The organism is Flavobacterium piscinae (assembly GCF_004122145.1).
GTDB lineage: Bacteria > Bacteroidota > Bacteroidia > Flavobacteriales > Flavobacteriaceae > Flavobacterium > Flavobacterium piscinae.
Window position 1 is genome coordinate 362,681 of sequence record NZ_SBKQ01000001.1, and the last position, 17,406, is coordinate 380,086.

General features: G+C 34.2%; 17 protein-coding genes and 1 pseudogene. All 18 read left to right on the forward strand.

Translation table 11 applies throughout. The features are described from left to right. Nucleotide 1 precedes the first annotated feature (1 nt). Nucleotides 2–841: a prephenate dehydrogenase gene (locus EQG68_RS01440; protein ID WP_129463009.1), complete on the forward strand. Its 840-nt coding sequence runs from the start codon at nucleotides 2–4 to the stop codon at nucleotides 839–841. 48 nt (nucleotides 842–889) lie between these two features. Beyond that, nucleotides 890–1,972, forward strand: a complete 1,083-nt coding sequence (locus tag EQG68_RS01445) for a bifunctional 3-deoxy-7-phosphoheptulonate synthase/chorismate mutase type II (RefSeq protein ID WP_129463010.1) — start codon at nucleotides 890–892, stop codon at nucleotides 1,970–1,972. Between the two features lie 63 nt (nucleotides 1,973–2,035). After that, nucleotides 2,036–3,379, forward strand: coding sequence for a M48 family metallopeptidase (locus EQG68_RS01450; RefSeq protein ID WP_129463011.1), 1,344 nt, complete (start codon nucleotides 2,036–2,038; stop codon nucleotides 3,377–3,379). A gap of 11 nt (nucleotides 3,380–3,390) precedes the next feature. Beyond that, nucleotides 3,391–4,923 (forward strand): DUF6770 family protein, encoded by a 1,533-nt coding sequence (locus EQG68_RS01455; RefSeq protein WP_129463012.1) that lies wholly within the window; start codon nucleotides 3,391–3,393, stop codon nucleotides 4,921–4,923. A 146-nt stretch (nucleotides 4,924–5,069) separates the two neighbouring features. Further along, on the forward strand, nucleotides 5,070–6,038 hold the full coding sequence (gene rsgA, locus EQG68_RS01460) for a ribosome small subunit-dependent GTPase A (RefSeq protein ID WP_129463013.1): 969 nt from the start codon (nucleotides 5,070–5,072) through the stop codon (nucleotides 6,036–6,038). 34 nt (nucleotides 6,039–6,072) lie between these two features. Continuing rightward, nucleotides 6,073–6,525, forward strand: a complete 453-nt coding sequence (gene dtd, locus EQG68_RS01465) for a D-aminoacyl-tRNA deacylase (RefSeq protein ID WP_129463014.1) — start codon at nucleotides 6,073–6,075, stop codon at nucleotides 6,523–6,525. A 2-nt stretch (nucleotides 6,526–6,527) separates the two neighbouring features. Beyond that, nucleotides 6,528–6,683, forward strand: a pseudogene (locus EQG68_RS01470) (pyrophosphatase); the annotation flags it as partial. Nucleotides 6,684–6,860: 177 nt separating this feature from the next. Beyond that, entirely contained in the window at nucleotides 6,861–6,983 is a 123-nt protein-coding gene (locus EQG68_RS15300) for a hypothetical protein (RefSeq protein ID WP_262707599.1), read from the forward strand. A gap of 293 nt (nucleotides 6,984–7,276) precedes the next feature. After that, the gene (locus EQG68_RS01480; protein ID WP_129463015.1) at nucleotides 7,277–8,347 is read left to right on the forward strand and encodes a Fic family protein; all 1,071 of its coding nucleotides are present in this window, start codon (nucleotides 7,277–7,279) and stop codon (nucleotides 8,345–8,347) included. After that, nucleotides 8,348–8,674 (forward strand): nucleotide pyrophosphohydrolase, encoded by a 327-nt coding sequence (locus EQG68_RS01485; protein ID WP_026711001.1) that lies wholly within the window; start codon nucleotides 8,348–8,350, stop codon nucleotides 8,672–8,674. Nucleotides 8,675–8,676: 2 nt separating this feature from the next. Continuing rightward, nucleotides 8,677–8,862 carry a hypothetical protein gene (locus EQG68_RS01490; protein WP_129463016.1) on the forward strand — a complete coding sequence of 62 codons (186 nt, stop codon included), beginning with the start codon at nucleotides 8,677–8,679 and terminating at the stop codon, nucleotides 8,860–8,862. Beyond that, entirely contained in the window at nucleotides 8,859–9,185 is a 327-nt protein-coding gene (locus EQG68_RS01495) for a DMT family transporter (protein ID WP_129463017.1), read from the forward strand. The genes EQG68_RS01490 and EQG68_RS01495 overlap by 4 nt, the downstream gene beginning before the upstream one ends. Further along, nucleotides 9,185–10,432: a 3-phosphoshikimate 1-carboxyvinyltransferase gene (gene aroA, locus EQG68_RS01500; protein ID WP_129463018.1), complete on the forward strand. Its 1,248-nt coding sequence runs from the start codon at nucleotides 9,185–9,187 to the stop codon at nucleotides 10,430–10,432. The genes EQG68_RS01495 and aroA overlap by 1 nt, the downstream gene beginning before the upstream one ends. A gap of 177 nt (nucleotides 10,433–10,609) precedes the next feature. Further along, complete coding sequence (gene queA, locus EQG68_RS01505) at nucleotides 10,610–11,659, forward strand: tRNA preQ1(34) S-adenosylmethionine ribosyltransferase-isomerase QueA (RefSeq protein ID WP_129463019.1); 1,050 nt, start codon at nucleotides 10,610–10,612, stop codon at nucleotides 11,657–11,659. Between the two features lie 312 nt (nucleotides 11,660–11,971). Then, entirely contained in the window at nucleotides 11,972–13,252 is a 1,281-nt protein-coding gene (gene kynU, locus EQG68_RS01510; RefSeq protein ID WP_129463020.1) for a kynureninase, read from the forward strand. Between the two features lie 35 nt (nucleotides 13,253–13,287). After that, nucleotides 13,288–14,376 (forward strand): agmatinase family protein, encoded by a 1,089-nt coding sequence (locus EQG68_RS01515; protein WP_129463021.1) that lies wholly within the window; start codon nucleotides 13,288–13,290, stop codon nucleotides 14,374–14,376. Between the two features lie 108 nt (nucleotides 14,377–14,484). Next, nucleotides 14,485–16,869: a penicillin acylase family protein gene (locus tag EQG68_RS01520; RefSeq protein ID WP_129463022.1), complete on the forward strand. Its 2,385-nt coding sequence runs from the start codon at nucleotides 14,485–14,487 to the stop codon at nucleotides 16,867–16,869. Between the two features lie 2 nt (nucleotides 16,870–16,871). Beyond that, nucleotides 16,872–17,402, forward strand: a complete 531-nt coding sequence (locus EQG68_RS14960; protein WP_164975359.1) for a hypothetical protein — start codon at nucleotides 16,872–16,874, stop codon at nucleotides 17,400–17,402. The last annotated feature ends 4 nt before the right edge of the window (nucleotides 17,403–17,406 follow it).

Here is a 17,406-nt window from a genome sequence, read left to right on the forward strand (position 1 = left end):
TATGAAAGTATATATAATTGGATTAGGATTAATTGGCGGTTCCATGGCTTTGGATATTCAAAGATTATATGAAAACGCCGAAATTATCGGAATTGATTCAAATGAAAATCATCTCAACGAAGCATTATCAATAGAATTAATACATCAAAAAGGAAATATAAACGATGATTTTGATGGAGATTTTGTCATTTTAGCTGTTCCGGTTGATGTGGCTTTAGTACTTTTGCCTAAAGTGTTGGATAGTATTTCGGAAAACACTCTTGTATTTGATGTAGGTTCTACAAAAAAGCCAATATGCGAAGTAGTGGAAAATCATCCCAAAAGAAGTAATTTTTTAGCCACACATCCCATTGCAGGAACAGAATTTTCCGGACCAAAAGCTGCCATCGAAAATTTATTTGAAGACAAAGTGAACATCATTTGTGAAATTGAAAAAACAGCCTATAAAAAACAGGAAAAAGCGTTAGAATTTTTCCGAAATTTGAAGATGCGAATTCGGTATATGGAAACAAAATCTCATGATAAACATATTGCGTATGTTTCACATCTATCGCATATTAGTTCATTTATGTTAGGGAAAACGGTCATCGAGAAAGAAAAAGATGAAAAAGATATTTTTGATATGGCCGGTAGCGGATTTGAAAGTACAGTTCGACTTGCTAAAAGTTCACCCTCAATGTGGACACCGATTTTTAAACAAAACAAAAAGCAAATTGTTAAATCGTTAGAAGAATATATCGCCAATTTATCCTCCTTTAAATCCTTTTTGGAATCAGATGACTATGAAGCGATTTTTAATGAAATGAAAAATACCAACAGAATTAAAGAAATTTTAAAATAAAAAGTTGTCCGTTATCAGTTATCTGACAACCGACAACCGACAACCGCTATGAAAAACGATAAAAATTTAAAAAACTGGCTAACCGATTTTCAATTAGATCATCCGCTAGTCATTGCAGGACCTTGTAGTGCAGAAACCGAAGAACAAGTGTTAAAAATTGCACGAGAATTAAAAGATTCCGATGTCAGCATTTTTCGTGCCGGAATTTGGAAACCGCGAACGCGTCCCGGCGGATTTGAAGGAGTAGGAGCCATCGGTTTAAAATGGTTGCAAAAAGCTAAAGCAGAAACCGGTTTGCTTATGGCCGTTGAAGTTGCCAATGCCGCTCACGTAAAATTAGCATTAGAGCATGATATTGATGTGTTGTGGATTGGAGCTCGAACTACCGTGAATCCATTTGCTGTTCAAGAAATTGCTGATGCTTTAGAAGGTACAGATAAAATAGTTTTACTAAAAAACCCAGTCAACCCCGATTTATCTTTGTGGATTGGTGGTTTGGAACGATTGTACAATGCCAATATCAAAAAATTAGGCGTCATTCACCGTGGATTTTCAACATACGAAAAAACAAAGTACCGTAATAATCCGGAGTGGCAAATTGCGATTGATATGCAAAATAAATTTCCCGATTTACCTTTAATTTGTGATCCTTCTCACATTACCGGAAAACGCGATATGATTCAGGAAGTTTCGCAACAAGCGTTAGACTTGAATTATGATGGTTTAATTATCGAAACCCATATTGATCCGGATAATGCATGGAGCGATGCGGCTCAACAAGTAACACCATCGGTTTTGAAACAAATTTTTCACGATTTACGCGTACGAAAAGAAACCGACGAAGCGGATGATTACACGATGCGAATGAATAAATTACGTACTCAAATAGATGAATTTGACAGTAAGATTCTCGAAATTTTAGGAGGAAGAATGAAAATTGCCAATCAAATAGGAGCATTGAAAAAAGAAAAAAATGTAGCTATTTTACAAAATAAGCGTTGGCAGGAAATTCTAGATAAAATGATTTCTGAAGGAAGTCAGAAAGGATTGAGTGAAGATTTTATCGTACAGTTGTTCAAAGCCATTCACCAAGAAAGTATTGATCATCAAGAGAAAATCATAAATAGTTAACTAAAGAAATACTTTTGTTTCTAATTTTTTTGTATCATTGCTTTTTAGCAACTTCTTGTTTCAATGAGAATATTTTTTCTATTTCTTTTTTTTAATTCAACGTCATGTTTTGCACAAAACATTGAATTCGATTATTTACCGCAAAATAAAGATTCTCTAGAAAAATATGTAAACGAAGTTAATAACAAAAAAATAAAAAAATTTGGGGATAATTACCACAAGAAAATAAAGGAGAATATCCAAGAGAGAAAAGCTGTATTTTTAAATAAAATTAGTGATAGTTCCTTTGTTTTTAATAAGAGAATAACGGCTTATCTAAATACAATTTTAAAGGAAATATATTTTTCAAATCCTGAAATTAATAAAAATGACTTTTATTTTTTTATTGATAAATCTCAACTCCCTAATGCAGCATGTTATGGTAACGGTATTTTTACAGTTAATTTAGGATTGTTCAAATATGTAAATTCTGATGATGAACTAGCTTACATACTTTGTCATGAAATCGCTCATTACGTTCTGGAGCACAATGATAAAAGTTTGTTAAACTACTTTGAAACAATAAATTCCAAAGAAAACAAAAAGAAAATTAAAGTTCTTAAGAATCAAAAATACGGAAAGAGGAAAGCCTATTCAGAATTAATTGAAGACTTGAGTTATAATTTTTTAATGCGAAGTCAAGAAGTAGAAATTGAAGCCGATTCTTTAGGTCTTTTACTTTTTAAAAACACAAAGTTTAATATCAATGCCAGTATAACTAGTTTAAAAAATTTAGAACTTTCAGACAAGTTGCTTTTCAACGAAGACCCTAAACTCAAAGAAAATTTCAATTTTCAAAATTATCCGTTTAAAGATGTTTGGATAAAGAAAGATGAAACGTTATTTGATATCACTAAAAGTTCGGATGATTTTATTCTTGATAAAGATTCTTTAAGCTCTCATCCTTCTATTCCATTAAGGATTGAAAAACTAAATTTTTTAATCAATAATAGAACGAGTTCGATAGTAGAAAATACAAATGAATTAAATGAGATAAAGAAGTTAGTGTCCTTTGTCAGCATAATTAATTTTATTGATTCTAATAAATTAGATATGGCTTTTTATCAATGTTTAGTTATGCACAATCAAAAATTAATTGATTCTAAAATGTATGCAGAAATCATGAGTAAATTACTAAGAAGAACATATGAACTGAAAGAAAAGCACACTTTTGGTAGATATGTTAGTCCGATTTATCCGTTTTCTGACGAATTATATCTAAATGACGTAAAACAATTTTTGCATAATTTAGAATTAAAGAATATTAGAAAAATTGGTTTAAACTTTTGCCTTTCGTACAAAGAGATAATGAAGCAGAATAAAGAATTTAAAGAAACATTGAACTATTTTTCATCACTTAATCACTAAAACAAGAATAAATGAGATCAAAACTATTATTATTTACAATTTGTTTATTGTCAATTAATTCCTACTCACAATTATCTAAAATTGATGGAGTAAACACATTTTTATTAAGAAATTCAGGTCCTATTTTAGATAAAAATAAAGACGTAGATGGGTATTTTTTTTATTATGTTATCGATAAATTAAAAAAAGGAGATAATGAGTTTGCAATTCAAATTTTAGATAAAAACTTAAATGAAGTAGCAAAAAAAACCTATATCGACAATAAGAATACATTTTTAATGAAGTCGAGTTTTAACAATCAAGCATTAATGTTTGCTATGGCAAATTACAAAGAGAAAAAAATTGATTTATTATTATTTGATAAGCAAGCAAATCAAAATAAAACAATTTCAATTCCATTAAATCAAAAGGAAGTTGACTATTTTGGTCATATCAACAATAGAAACGGTGGAGATTATAATTTTCTATTTCCTGTTGAAGATAAAGGTTTTATTTTTAGTAAAGTTCAAGACAATAAAAAAATAGGTTATTCATTAAAATACATTCCAACAGACGGTGGTAAAGCATGGGAGTTTAACTCACCGGCAGATTCAAAAGAGATTTTGTTGATTAATCCAATAGAAATTAATAATAAATTTATTGTTGCAGTTGAATCTGCTTTACCCAGTGCAATATCAAGAAAAGTAACATTAAGAACAAAAATTATTGATGCTTCAACCGGAAAATTAATCTTTGAATTAGAAAATAATAAAAATGATAAACCAAGATTAATTAGTAATGCTTTTGTTGGAGACAATGATAGTATCATTTTAATGGGAGAATATTTTAAAGAAGGAGATAACATTTTTGATGATAAAAGTTTAGGTTTATTTGCACAGGTTATGGACATGAACGGAAAAATTGTAAAAGAAAGTTATACAACTTGGGTTGGTGATGTTTCCAAAATAGCAAAAACATCAAAAAGTTTTATAGACGACAAAGGATATGTGTTTTTTCACAACATTGTAAAAACTAACTCAGGCGATTTTTACGCTATCGGAGAGTATTATAAAAAATCAGTTAGTGCCGGTGGTACAGCTTTAAAAATTTTGTCCGGAGGAGGTGGTTCTGCAACAAAAATTTCAATTTCTGATGCAGTTGTTTTTAAATTTGATCCCGACTTTAAATTGATAAGTATCAAAGATTTTAAGAAAACTGTTTCTTCTGTACCAAGTATATCCGATTTTGCTAGCCCTCAATTAAATGCACATGCACTAAAGTCTTTTGGATATTTTGATTATGAATATACTCAAATTGATAAAGCTAATGACCGATTTTATGCTTGTTTTTTTGATTACGAAAAAATAAAAGGATCTAAAAGTAAAAGAGCATTCAAAGCAGTAATTTACGATGAAGGGGAATTTAGCGAAGATAAAATTTATTTAACAGAGAATGATAAAGAATTCAAACTAATGCCTGCTAAAATAGGAAATGTAATGATGTTGGAATACGATAAAAAAGCAAAATCAATTAATATTCATCTTGAAAAAATAAATATAAAATAGAACTATCGATAGATAAAAAGGCTGCTTTTATAATTGTAAAAGCAGCCTTTTTTCTTTTTGTGTAATAAACAAAATTTTATTTTTAATACATTTATGACATCACTTTTTTGTAAAACTTTCTATAAACAAAATAGTATCTTTGTGGCATGACAGGAATCGTGTATAAATCTACCGGAAGTTGGTATACCGTAAAAACGGAAGACAATCAATTTTATGATTGTAGGATTAAGGGTAAATTCCGTATGAAAGGAATCAAAAGTACCAATCCAATAGCCGTAGGTGATGTAGTAGATTTTGAAATTGATGAGACTTCCGATGCAATTACCGGAAATATTCACAATATTCACGAGAGAAAGAATTACATTGTACGAAAATCGGTCAACCTTTCCAAGCAAACGCACATTATTGCTTCCAATATTGATATTGTTTTTTTGTTGGTTACCATTAATAATCCAATCACAACAACAAGTTTTATCGATCGTTTTTTAGTTACCGCAGAAGCCTATCACATTAAAGCGGTTTTGATTTTTAATAAGATTGACACTTATGACGACGCTAGTTTAGATGAACAATTATTCTTACAATACATTTATTCTCAAATTGGATATGAATGTCTTCGAGTTTCTGCAACCGCAAAAAAAGGTTTAGAGGATTTAAAAAAAATGATGGAAGGAAAAGTGTGCATGTTTTCCGGTCATTCCGGTGTTGGGAAATCCACTTTAGTTAATGCTTTGGAACCTAATTTGAATTTAAAAACAAAAGAAATATCCGACTTGCATCAACAGGGACAACATACCACTACGTTTGCAGAGATGTTTGATTTATCTTTTAATTCAAAAATTATCGATACGCCAGGCATTCGCGGATTTGGTATTGTAGATATGGAAAACCAAGAAATCAAAGGTTATTTTCCGGAGTTTTTTAAGTTGGAGGATCAATGCAAGTTCAACAATTGTTTGCACAAAGACGAACCCCATTGTGCGATAAAAAGAGCATTAGAAGAAGATAAAATTGCTTGGTCTCGCTACAAAAGTTACCTTCAAATTTTAGAAGGTGACGAAGAACAGTATCGGAATGATATCTATGCTGAGGGAAGAAACCAAGATTTGGATTAACCATTTGCCCATTACAACCAACTTTTACCAAAAAATGAAAGCCGTTATTCAAAGAGTTGCACAATCATCGGTTACTATCGAAGGAGAAGTTGTAGCCTCCATCCAAAAGGGTTTACTGATTTTGGTGGGAATTGAAGAAGCGGATACAAAAGAAGACATTGAATGGCTATCTTCAAAAATTGTCAATCTTCGTATTTTTGCAGATGAAAATAGTATCATGAATTTATCTGTTAAAGAGGTGAATGGCGATGCAATAATTGTAAGTCAATTTACCCTTCATGCTTCTACCAAAAAAGGAAATCGCCCTTCCTACATCAAAGCAGCTAAACCGGATATTGCTATTCCACTTTACGAACAATTTATCCAACAATTTGAGAAAGATTTAGAAAAGAGAGTGCAAACCGGGCAATTTGGTGCGGATATGAAAGTGAGCTTGATAAACGACGGACCGGTTACAATTTTAATTGATACAAAAAATAAGGAATAACCATGAACCTTCAAAACGCTCAACTCGAAGTAGACAACTGGATTAAAAACCATGGCGTTCGCTATTTTAACGAACTAACCAACATGGCATAACTTACCGAAGAAGTATGCGAAGTAGCCCGAATCATTGCTTGTCGTTATGGCGAACAATCCGAAAAATAAAGCATTAACACACCACTACAATTTTCAGAAGAAGCCACCGCCGTTTTTGATGCCGGTCGCGAACTTTGGAAATACTATCACGCACAACCCAATGTAAATGTAAACGCAAGTTTATACGACATCCGCGAATATTTTCAAGGCAGAAATGACAAAGGCAGAAATGACAAAGGCAGAATGAATAGTAAAAGTGATGATGCTATTTACACTAAACTAATTGCCGAACTAAGAAACAAATTAGCCATTCTAGCCGATAAAATAAAACCAAAAGTGTACCAATACGAGTTTTTGAAAGAGTAAAAAAGTTCAAAAAAAAGTGTTTTCTTATTCATGAAACAATAACATACACAAAAAACATCACTTTCTTGTACATAAAAAAAGAACGTGCATAAATAACACGACTTTCTTGTGCATGAAAAAATAACGTGTATAAATTTCTTTATTTTTTATACATGACATAAATAACGTGCACAAAAAACATCATTTTCTTGTGTACAAACAAATAACGTGCACAAAAAACATCATTTTCTTGTGCATGAAATAAGAATGAACACAAAAAAACACCTAAATTTGTGTATAACTAATAGAACATCATGGATAACTTTGAAGTTACAGCATTGCCGCCAAGTATCAATTTAGAAAGTGTAGCTATATTAAAGGCATTGGTAACAGCAACTAGAGCATTAGGCGAACTGCGGGGTGAAATAAAAAAAATACCTAATTCTCAAATTCTGATAGATACTATTGCTTTGCAAGAAGCGAAAGATAGTAACGAGGTAGAAAATATTGTAACTACCGATGATGAGTTGTATCAGGCAGCAATTGAAGATGAAAACATTTCACAAGCAGCAAAAGAAGCTCAGAGTTATGCAAAAGCTTTAAAAACAGGTTTTTCAATAATAAAAGAAAAAGGTATTTTAACCATTAATGATATAAAGAAAATACAAGAAATAGTTTCTCCAAATCATCCTGTTCGAAAAGTTCCCGGAACGGTTTTAAAAAATCCAAAAACAAAAGAAATTGTTTATACACCTCCACAAAATCATTTAGAAATCATAAAACTTTTAGAAAATTTAGAAGTTTACATCAATGATGCATCATTTCATGAAATAGATGGATTAATTAAAATGCCAATCATTCATTATCAATTTGAAAGTATTCATCCGTTTTATGATGGAAATGGTCGGACAGGTAGAATTTTAAACATGTTGTATTTAGTACAGCAGCAATTGTTAGATATTCCTGTTTTGTATTTGAGTAGTTATATCATTAAAAATAAATCTGATTATTATAGATTATTACAAGAAGTAAGAACAGAAAATAAATGGGAAGAATGGATTATTTGGATGTTAAAAGGGGTTGAGGTAACATCTAAAGACACAATTAAGGTGGTTAATAACATAAAATTATTAATGGATGATTACAAACAAAAAATACGTGCTAATCATAAATTTTATAGTCACGATTTAATAAATACTATTTTTAAACACCCTTATACAAAAATTGATTTTATTGAAAAAGAGCTCGGTGTACACAGAAATACAGCCGCAAGTTATCTTAATGCATTAGTTGAAGATGAAAATCAGTTTTTAAAGAAAATAAAGATTGGTAAGAGCAATTATTTTATTAATGATAGATTACTTCAAATATTAAAAAACAGATAAATGAACCTCCAAAACGCCCAACTCGAAGTAGACAACTGGATTAAAAACCACGGTGTTCGTTATTTTAACGAACTAACCAACATGGCTCAACTTACCGAAGAAGTAGGTGAAGTGGCCCGAATCATTGCCCGCCGCTATGGTGAACAATCCGAAAAAGAAAGCGATAAAAACAAAGACCTTGGCGAAGAATTAGCCGATGTTGTTTTTGTAGTACTTTGCCTCGCCAATCAAACCGGTGTCGATTTGCAAGCCGCTTTTGATAAAAAAATGGACTTGAAAACCAAACGCGACCACGACCGCCATCACAATAACGAGAAACTAAAATAAGATTGAAAAAGAAATTTATTCATTTCATCACCGCCTTGATTATCTACGGACTCATTGGCTGGTTAATGACCTTTTTTTTGGATGATGAAAACCATAATCCTTGGTTTTTTATCATTTTTTGGGCAGTTTCCATGGCGTTAGCCGAATTGTTTATCTTTGAAAAAATAAGAAACAGAAAAAAGAAGTGAATTGGATTCTACTTGTTATCGCCGGTTTATTTGAAGTAGCCTTTGCGGCTTGTCTCGGAAAAGCCAAAGAAACTACCGGGACAACCATGTGGTTGTGGTATGTCGGGTTTTTAGTCTGCCTTACTATTAGCATGGTTTTATTGGTCAAAGTCACCAAAGAATTACCCATCGGAACCGCTTATGCCGTTTGGACCGGAATCGGAGCAGTGGGTAGCGTACTTGTTGGTATCTTTGTATTCAAAGAACCTGCCACTTTTTGGCGAGTATTTTTCATCAGCACCCTAATCATCTCCATCATCGGACTTAAAGTTGTGACTAAATAATGAATGTTAAACTTCAACAATCAACAATCAACAATCAGCAATCGTTAATAAGAATCACCGGTTCCAAATCCGAAACCAATCGTTTGTTGTTGTTGCAAGCATTACATCCCAATTTAGTTTTAGAAAACACCTCTAATTCAGACGACTCAGTCTTAATGCTCAAAGCCATCCAAAAACCGACAACAGACAACCGACAACAGACAACCGTAATAGACATCCACCACGCCGGCACCGCCATGCGTTTCCTCACTGCCTACTTTGCCATTCAAGTTGGGAAAGAAGTCATTCTCACAGGTTCGTCTCGAATGAAAGAGCGACCTATCAAGATTCTGGTAGAAGCTCTTCAGCAACTGGGTGCCGAAATCAGTTATGAAGAAAATGAAGGTTTTCCTCCCATTCGCATCAAAGGAAAAAAAATTACTCAAAATAAAGTTGCTCTTCCGGCCAACGTAAGTAGTCAATATATTTCTGCATTATTATTAATTGCACCCAAACTGGAAAAGGGATTAGAATTAACTTTAGAAGGAGAAATTACGTCAATTCCCTATATCAAAATGACATTGGCTTTACTGAATGAAATTGGAGTAGAAACCTCTTTTATCCAAAACCAAATTACCGTCAAACCACTCCATACTATCAACTCCCAACTCCTAACTATCGAGTCGGATTGGAGTTCCGCTTCCTATTGGTATTCCATTATTGCCTTATCTCCTATCGGAACACAAATAACGCTTTCCAGCTACAAACAAAACAGTTTACAAGGTGATGCTTCTTTAGTTGAAATCTACAAAAGTTTTGGAGTAGAAACGTTTTTCAAAGGCAATTCAATTGTTTTGCACAAAATAAACAACCTGAAACCTGATACGTTAAACCTGAAACTAAATAATTCCCCCGACATCGCCCAAACCATCGCTGTAACCTGCTTCGGATTAGGACTAGGTTGCAATTTAACCGGCTTACACACACTTAAAATCAAAGAGACGGACAGATTAGAAGCGTTAAAAACTGAGTTAACAAAGTTAGGAGCGAAAGTCTTAGTTACTAATGATAGTTTGATTTTAGAAAATTCAATTAGCATCAACGAAAATATTGCAATTTCCACCTACCAAGATCACCGTATGGCTATGGCTTTTGCACCATTAGCCATAAAAACATCAATTATAATTGAAGAGGCTGAAGTCGTCTCAAAATCCTATCCCACTTTTTGGGAAGATCTAGAAAAATTCGGATTTCAAATTTCAAAATGAGACCATTATGTGTATAAAAATTAGCTCAGAACCTTAGTGTCTTAGCACCTTAGCAGCTTTCCAAAAAAAATAAACCCCAAAACACTTGACAACCCCTATTTCGCAATCGTATATTTGCCACCTGAAAATTGGAAGAAGTGAAACGAATCACTAATTACTATTCACTAATCACTATTTATGAAATTATCTCATTTTAACTTCAATCTACCTGCCGAATTATTGGCCGAATTTCCAGCAGAAAACCGCGACGAATCCCGTTTAATGGTAATCGATAGAGCAAAAAAAACAATCGAACACAAAATGTTCAAAGACATCATTAACTATTTCGACGATGGCGATGTAATGATCATGAACAATACCAAAGTTTTTCCTGCTCGTTTATACGGTAATAAAGAAAAAACCGGTGCTAGAATAGAAGTGTTTTTGTTACGTGAACTCAATGCAGAGCAACGCCTTTGGGATGTTTTGGTTGATCCGGCAAGAAAAATTAGAATAGGAAACAAATTGTATTTTGGAGATGACGATTCTTTAGTGGCAGAAGTAATCGACAATACCACTTCTCGTGGTAGAACCCTTCGCTTTTTATACGATGGTTCATACGATGAATTTAGAAATAAATTAACCGAATTAGGTGAAACTCCAATCCCAAAATACATCAATAGAGAAGTTACTCCAGAAGATGAAGAGCGTTACCAAACCATTTACGCCAAAGTTGAAGGTGCTGTGGCCGCTCCAACAGCCGGTTTACACTTTTCTAAACATTTGATGAAACGTTTAGAAATCAAGGGAATCAATTTTGCCGAAGTAACCTTACACGTTGGCTTAGGTACTTTCAATCCGGTTGAGGTGGAAGATTTATCGAAACACAAAATGGATTCTGAGGAACTATTCATCACCCAACAAGCGTGCGATATAGTAAATAATGCTATTCAAAACAAAAAAAGAGTTTGCTGTATCGGAACTACTTCCATGAGAGCAATTGAAAGCTCAGTTTCCTCAGCCAGAACGCTGAATCCTTTTGAAGGGTGGACCAATAAGTTCATCTATCCGCCATACGACTTTAGCATAGCCAATTGTATGGTGACCAATTTTCATACACCAAAATCAACCCTGTTGATGATGATTTCAGCTTTCTGCGGTCATGATTTAATGAAAAAAGCCTACGAAGAAGCAGTAAAAGAAAAATACAGATTCTATTCGTATGGCGATGCCATGTTGATTATATAATCTGATTTTATTTCAGTTTTTTAAATACAAAATCCCAATCTTTTCTGGTTGGGATTTTTTTGGGCGTATTACGGGCTTTTCACTCCAAGTCCTCACAACAAAACACAATTTTCTAAAGGTTTAAAAGAGCTTCCTGTGGTCGCTTTTTCAACCTAAGAAAATTTGCGTTTTGTTGCTCCGGGCTTTCCGCTTCAATCCCTAACGCAAATTGTGCTACAAATAAAGTATTTCAAAATTCATCTTACGGACAGGTTTCGACCTGTCCCTACATTCCAAAAAATTACTACCTTTACCACACAAACAATCAACTTCATGAATTTTCAAAATACTCGCGAATTTGCTCAACAATTAGATGCACAAGACGAACTTTTTAAGTACCGTAACGAATTTCTTTTTCCCAGCATAAATGGTAAAAACGTGATTTATTTCACCGGAAATTCACTCGGATTACAACCCAAACGCACCCAAGCTTATGTGGATGAAGTGATGAACGATTGGGCTAAACTCGCCGTCGAAGGTCATTTTTATGCCGACAAACCTTGGTGGGATTACCACGAGCGTTTCGCCGTTCCCTTAAGCGGAATCGTTGGGGCAAAACCTTCCGAAATCACCGTGATGAATACGTTAACCGTCAACCTTCACTTGATGATGGTTTCTTTCTATCAACCCACACCCAAAAAATATAAAATCATTTGCGAAGAAAAAGCGTTTCCTTCTGACCAATACATGTTTCAAAGTCAGGTAAAATTTCACGGATATGACCCCAAAGACGCTATTGTTGAAATCAAACGCAGAGAAGGAGAACACAACATTCGCCATGAAGATATCATTGCCAAGATTGAAGAAGTAGGCGAGGAGTTAGCTTTAGTTTTAATTGGTGGTGTAAACTATTACACCGGACAAGTGTTTGACATCAAAGCCATCACCGAAGCCGGTCATAAAACCGGTGCATACGTGGGTTGGGATTTAGCCCATGCCGCCGGAAATATTGAACTCGAGCTCCACGATTGGAATGTGGATTTTGCCTGTTGGTGCAGTTATAAATACATGAATTCGGGTCCGGGTAATGCTTCAGGTTGTTTTGTTCATGAAAAACATCATAACGATAAGGAATTACCTCGTTTTGCCGGTTGGTGGGGACATAACAAAGAACGACGTTTCAAAATGGAACCCGACTTTGATCCGGTTCACGGAGCTGACGGATGGCAAATCAGTAATTTACCCATTTTATCTCTAGCTCCTTATCTCGCTTCGGTTGAAATGTTTGCCGAAGTGGGAATGAAAAAATTAATTCAAAAAAGAAATTTGCTAACGGCCTACTTAGAATTCATTCTTCACGAAATCGACCGCGAAATCGATGGAACCGAATTTGAAATCATCACACCTCAAAACCAAGAAGAACGAGCGTGTCAATTATCGGTTTATTTGCATGGTCAAGGTCGCTCTTTATTCGAATATTTAATGAAAAACGGCGTCATCACCGATTGGCGTGAACCGAATGTAATTCGATTAGCTCCCGCACCATTCTACTGCTCTTTTGAAGACATGTATGAATTTGGACAAATTTTAAAAGCAGGAATTTCAAAACCTTAGCACCTTAGTACCTCAGAACCTTAGTACCTCAAAAAATGACTAAACAAGAAATACTCCAATCCTTCGACCCTAGCCAACCCGGCTTGGCCGACGCCACCATTTTTGGTTTACCTTTTTCCATTGAAGACAGTGAAATCATAGTAATACCTGTGCCATGGGAAGTAACTGTTAGTTACGGTTCAGGGGCATCAAAAGGACCGGAAGCCATTTTAGAGGCTTCTTTTCAAGTAGATTTAAACCACCAAGAATTTCCGGAATTATGGAAATTAGGCATCTTTTTAGATGAATCTCCTAAAAACGTAAAAAAGAATTCTAAAAAATATAAAAAGAAAGCCGCACCTATCATTGAAGCTCTTGAAAGTGGTACTGTTTTAGACCATCATCCCGGCCTACAAAAAGACCTTGATAAAATCAATTACGCTTGTTCCGATATGGTAGAAGCTGTTCGTGAAAAAACATTATATTGGTTGAATCATGGAAAAAAAGTAGTTTTGTTGGGCGGAGATCACAGTACGCCACTTGGTTATTACCAAGCCTTAGCCGAAAAACACGATAACTTCGGAATTCTTCATTTAGATGCTCATATGGATTTACGAATTGCTTATGAAGGATTTACGTATTCACATGCGTCGATTATGTATAACGCTTTGCAAATTCCGCATATTTCTAAGATTGTTCAAGTTGGCATTCGCGATTTCTGTGAACAAGAAGTGGAGGTCGTGAAAAAAGAAAACGGAAGAGTCGTCATCCACACCGATTCTGATTTGAAAAAAGAAACCTTTGAAGGCAAAACATGGCAACAACAATGCGATGCCATTATCGCAGCGTTACCGCAAAAAGTCTGCATCAGTTTTGATATTGATGGCATGTATCCTTGGTATTGCCCCAACACAGGAACTCCGGTTCCGGGCGGATTTTCATTTGAACAAGCCGCTTATTTATTGAGTCGACTAGCCGAAACAGATAAAGAAATCATCGGTTTTGATTTGGTGGAAGTCGCACCGGGCGAAAATGACGATTGGGATGGAAACGTAGGAGCGAGAATGTTATTTCACATGTGTGGTGTTTTAGCCAAAAACAATAAAATGAATGTGGGAGAGAAAATTAGCTTTCCAAGAAAATAATTTTTTCAAATTTTTCCATTAAGCCGTTAAGAAATTAAGTCATCAAAACGTAATGAACCTTAAAATTCTTAATGGTTTTTTTATACCTTTAAGTCAAATTCCATTTTCATGAAAAAACTCAAAAAAATAGTTGGTGTTGTTCTTCTACTTTTTGTCATTTTAGCCCTTGCAGTAGTGGGTTATGGCTATTTTTTAAAACCAAAATATGATGGAGAAGTGGTATTAAATGCCATCCAAAAAGAGACCACAGTTTATTTTGACGAATATGGAATTCCGCATATTTATGCACAATCTCAAAAAGATGCGATGACCACGTTGGGTTATGTACATGCTCAAGACCGCTTGTGGCAAATGGAACTCATGCGACGAATTGCTCCGGGAAGACTATCTGAAATCTTTGGTTCGGTGATGCTCAAAAACGATAAATTTTTCGCCGGTTTAGGATTAAATGAAGATTCTGAAAAAGCCATCGCTCAATTGGATAAAAACAGTGAAAGTTATCAATTGACACTTGCTTATTTGGAAGGTGTTAATCAGTTTTTAGAAGACGGACCAACACCCATCGAGTTTCAATTGGTTGGTGTTCAAAAAGAAAAATTTACCATCAAAGATGTCTATAATATTTTTGGTTACATGGCTTTCAGTTTTGCAATGGCTCAAAAAACCGATCCATTATTGACCGATATTCGGGATGAATTAGGAATGGAGTATCTCAAAGATTTCGGTATCGATGGTTCTTTAGCTCATACGCAACTCAAAAGCTTCAAAGGAAAATCAGAAGCCTATTCCAAAATTTCAAAATCAGTCACTTCCTTATTAGAAAACTCACCGATTCCCCCCTTTATTGGCAGTAACAGTTGGGTCGTTGGTCCTCAAAAAACGAAATGCGGAAAAGTGTTGTTTGCCAATGATCCGCACATAGGTTTTTCACAACCGGCAACATGGTATGAAGCTCATATCGTTACTCCCGATTATGAAATGTACGGTTATTATTTAGCCGGAACCCCGTTTCCACTTTTGGGTCATAATCGTGAATATGCCTATGGTTTAACCATGTTTGAAAACGATGACATGGACTTGTTTTTGGAAACCAACAATCCCGAAAACGAAAACCAATACCAAACTTCGGAAGGATTTAAAAACTATCAACTTTCAGAAAAAACGATTAAAGTAAAAGATAGTACCAATGTGGTTTTGAAAATCAAAAAATCACATCACGGACCATTAATGAACGGTTTAGTTGAAGGTTTAGCAAATGACAAACCCATTTCGATGTGGTGGACGTACTTACAACATAAAAATCAAATTTTAGATGCCGTTTACGCACTTTCACATGCCAAAAATTTAGAACATTTTCATCAAAGTATCGAATTGATTGCCGCTCCGGGATTAAATATCATGTATGGCGATGCCAAAGGGAACATCGCTTGGATAACTTCCGGAAAATTGTATAAAATGCCGGATAATGTGAATGCTAATTTTATTCTTGATGGATCAAATGGTAAAGACGAGCAAAAAGAATACTATGATTTTTCCGAAAATCCCTATGCCATCAATCCGGATTGGAAGTATGTCTATTCCTCCAATAATCAAGTAGAACCGATGGGTGATTATTTGTACCCTGGGTATTATTTACCGGAAGACCGAGCCAAACGCATTGTACAATTACTCGAGCCCAAAAACGATTGGACGAAAGAAGATTTTATGAAGATGATTAACGATGATCAATCGTCTGTAGCTCCTTCAATTGTGCAAAATATTTTAAAGGGCATTGCTCAAAAAAGTCTTTCCGATACCGAAAAAGCGGCTATTGCACAACTTCAAAAATGGAATGGAAATAATGGTTTAAATGAAATTGCTCCCACCATTTACAACCAATTTCTATATCATTATCTTCAAAACACCTTTGAAGACGAATTAGGAAAAGACCGTTTTGCTATTTTATTGAACACCCATATTATGAAACAAATGATTGCGTTTCAAATCGCTAACGAAACTTCGCCATGGTGGGATAATAAGACAACGTCAGATAAAACAGAAACACGAAAGGATATTTTAACGCGTTCTTTCCAACAAACCATTTCGCATTTAAATCAAAAATTAGGCAACCAAGTTTCGGGTTGGACATGGAATAAAGTACATACAGTAGAACACAAACATCCACTCGGCGAGGTTGCTGCTTTGCGTAGTTATTTCAATGTAGGACCTTTTGAAATCAATGGCTCGAATGAAGTCATCAATAACCTAATGTTTACGTTTACCGAAGCCGGAAACCATCAAGTAAAAGCCGGACCTTCCACCCGCAGAATTATAGATTTTTCAGATATTGAAAACAGTGTGAGCATCCTTCCTACCGGACAATCGGGAAATCCGTTGAGTGAACATTACAAAGACCAAGCAGAACTATACAACCAAGGCAAATTTCGAAAAATGAAAATGAATAAGAAGGAGATTGAGGGAAGTTCAAGGAAGTTGGTGTTTAAGCCGAGATAGATATGCAAATAGAAAAAACTTTTCATTGCCAATTTTGCAGTCTTAAAAAATATGATTTTAAGACTGGTACTACTTGTGGTTTGACTAAAAAAGCTCTTGATTTTAATAAAACTTGTCCGGATATTAAATTTAAAAATCAAACACTTGAATCTCAGATTATTAAAATAAATGCCAATTTTGAACACAATAAGCATTCAAAATTCTGGGTTATCTTGAATTTGATATTTTTTTCTGCTATTTTTATTTTGTTGATTTTAATTGGCTTTTTATTCGCAGAATATTTAAATAATTATTCTCGATTTCGTTTATATGTTTTTCCATTAGTAATTATAATCATTAGTTTTTCTATTTTAAAAATTGCTGTTGGACCATTTAATACTTATCGTAGAGATAATAAAATTTATAGTTTTGAAAAGAACAGAATCGATTCTTTTTTGTCTTTATATGGAATTAGTTATGTTTTAAAATTTAAACGGAATAAGCGAATTGGTGAAAGTTTGGATATTGATTTTGATTTCGAATTAAAGAAATAAATAA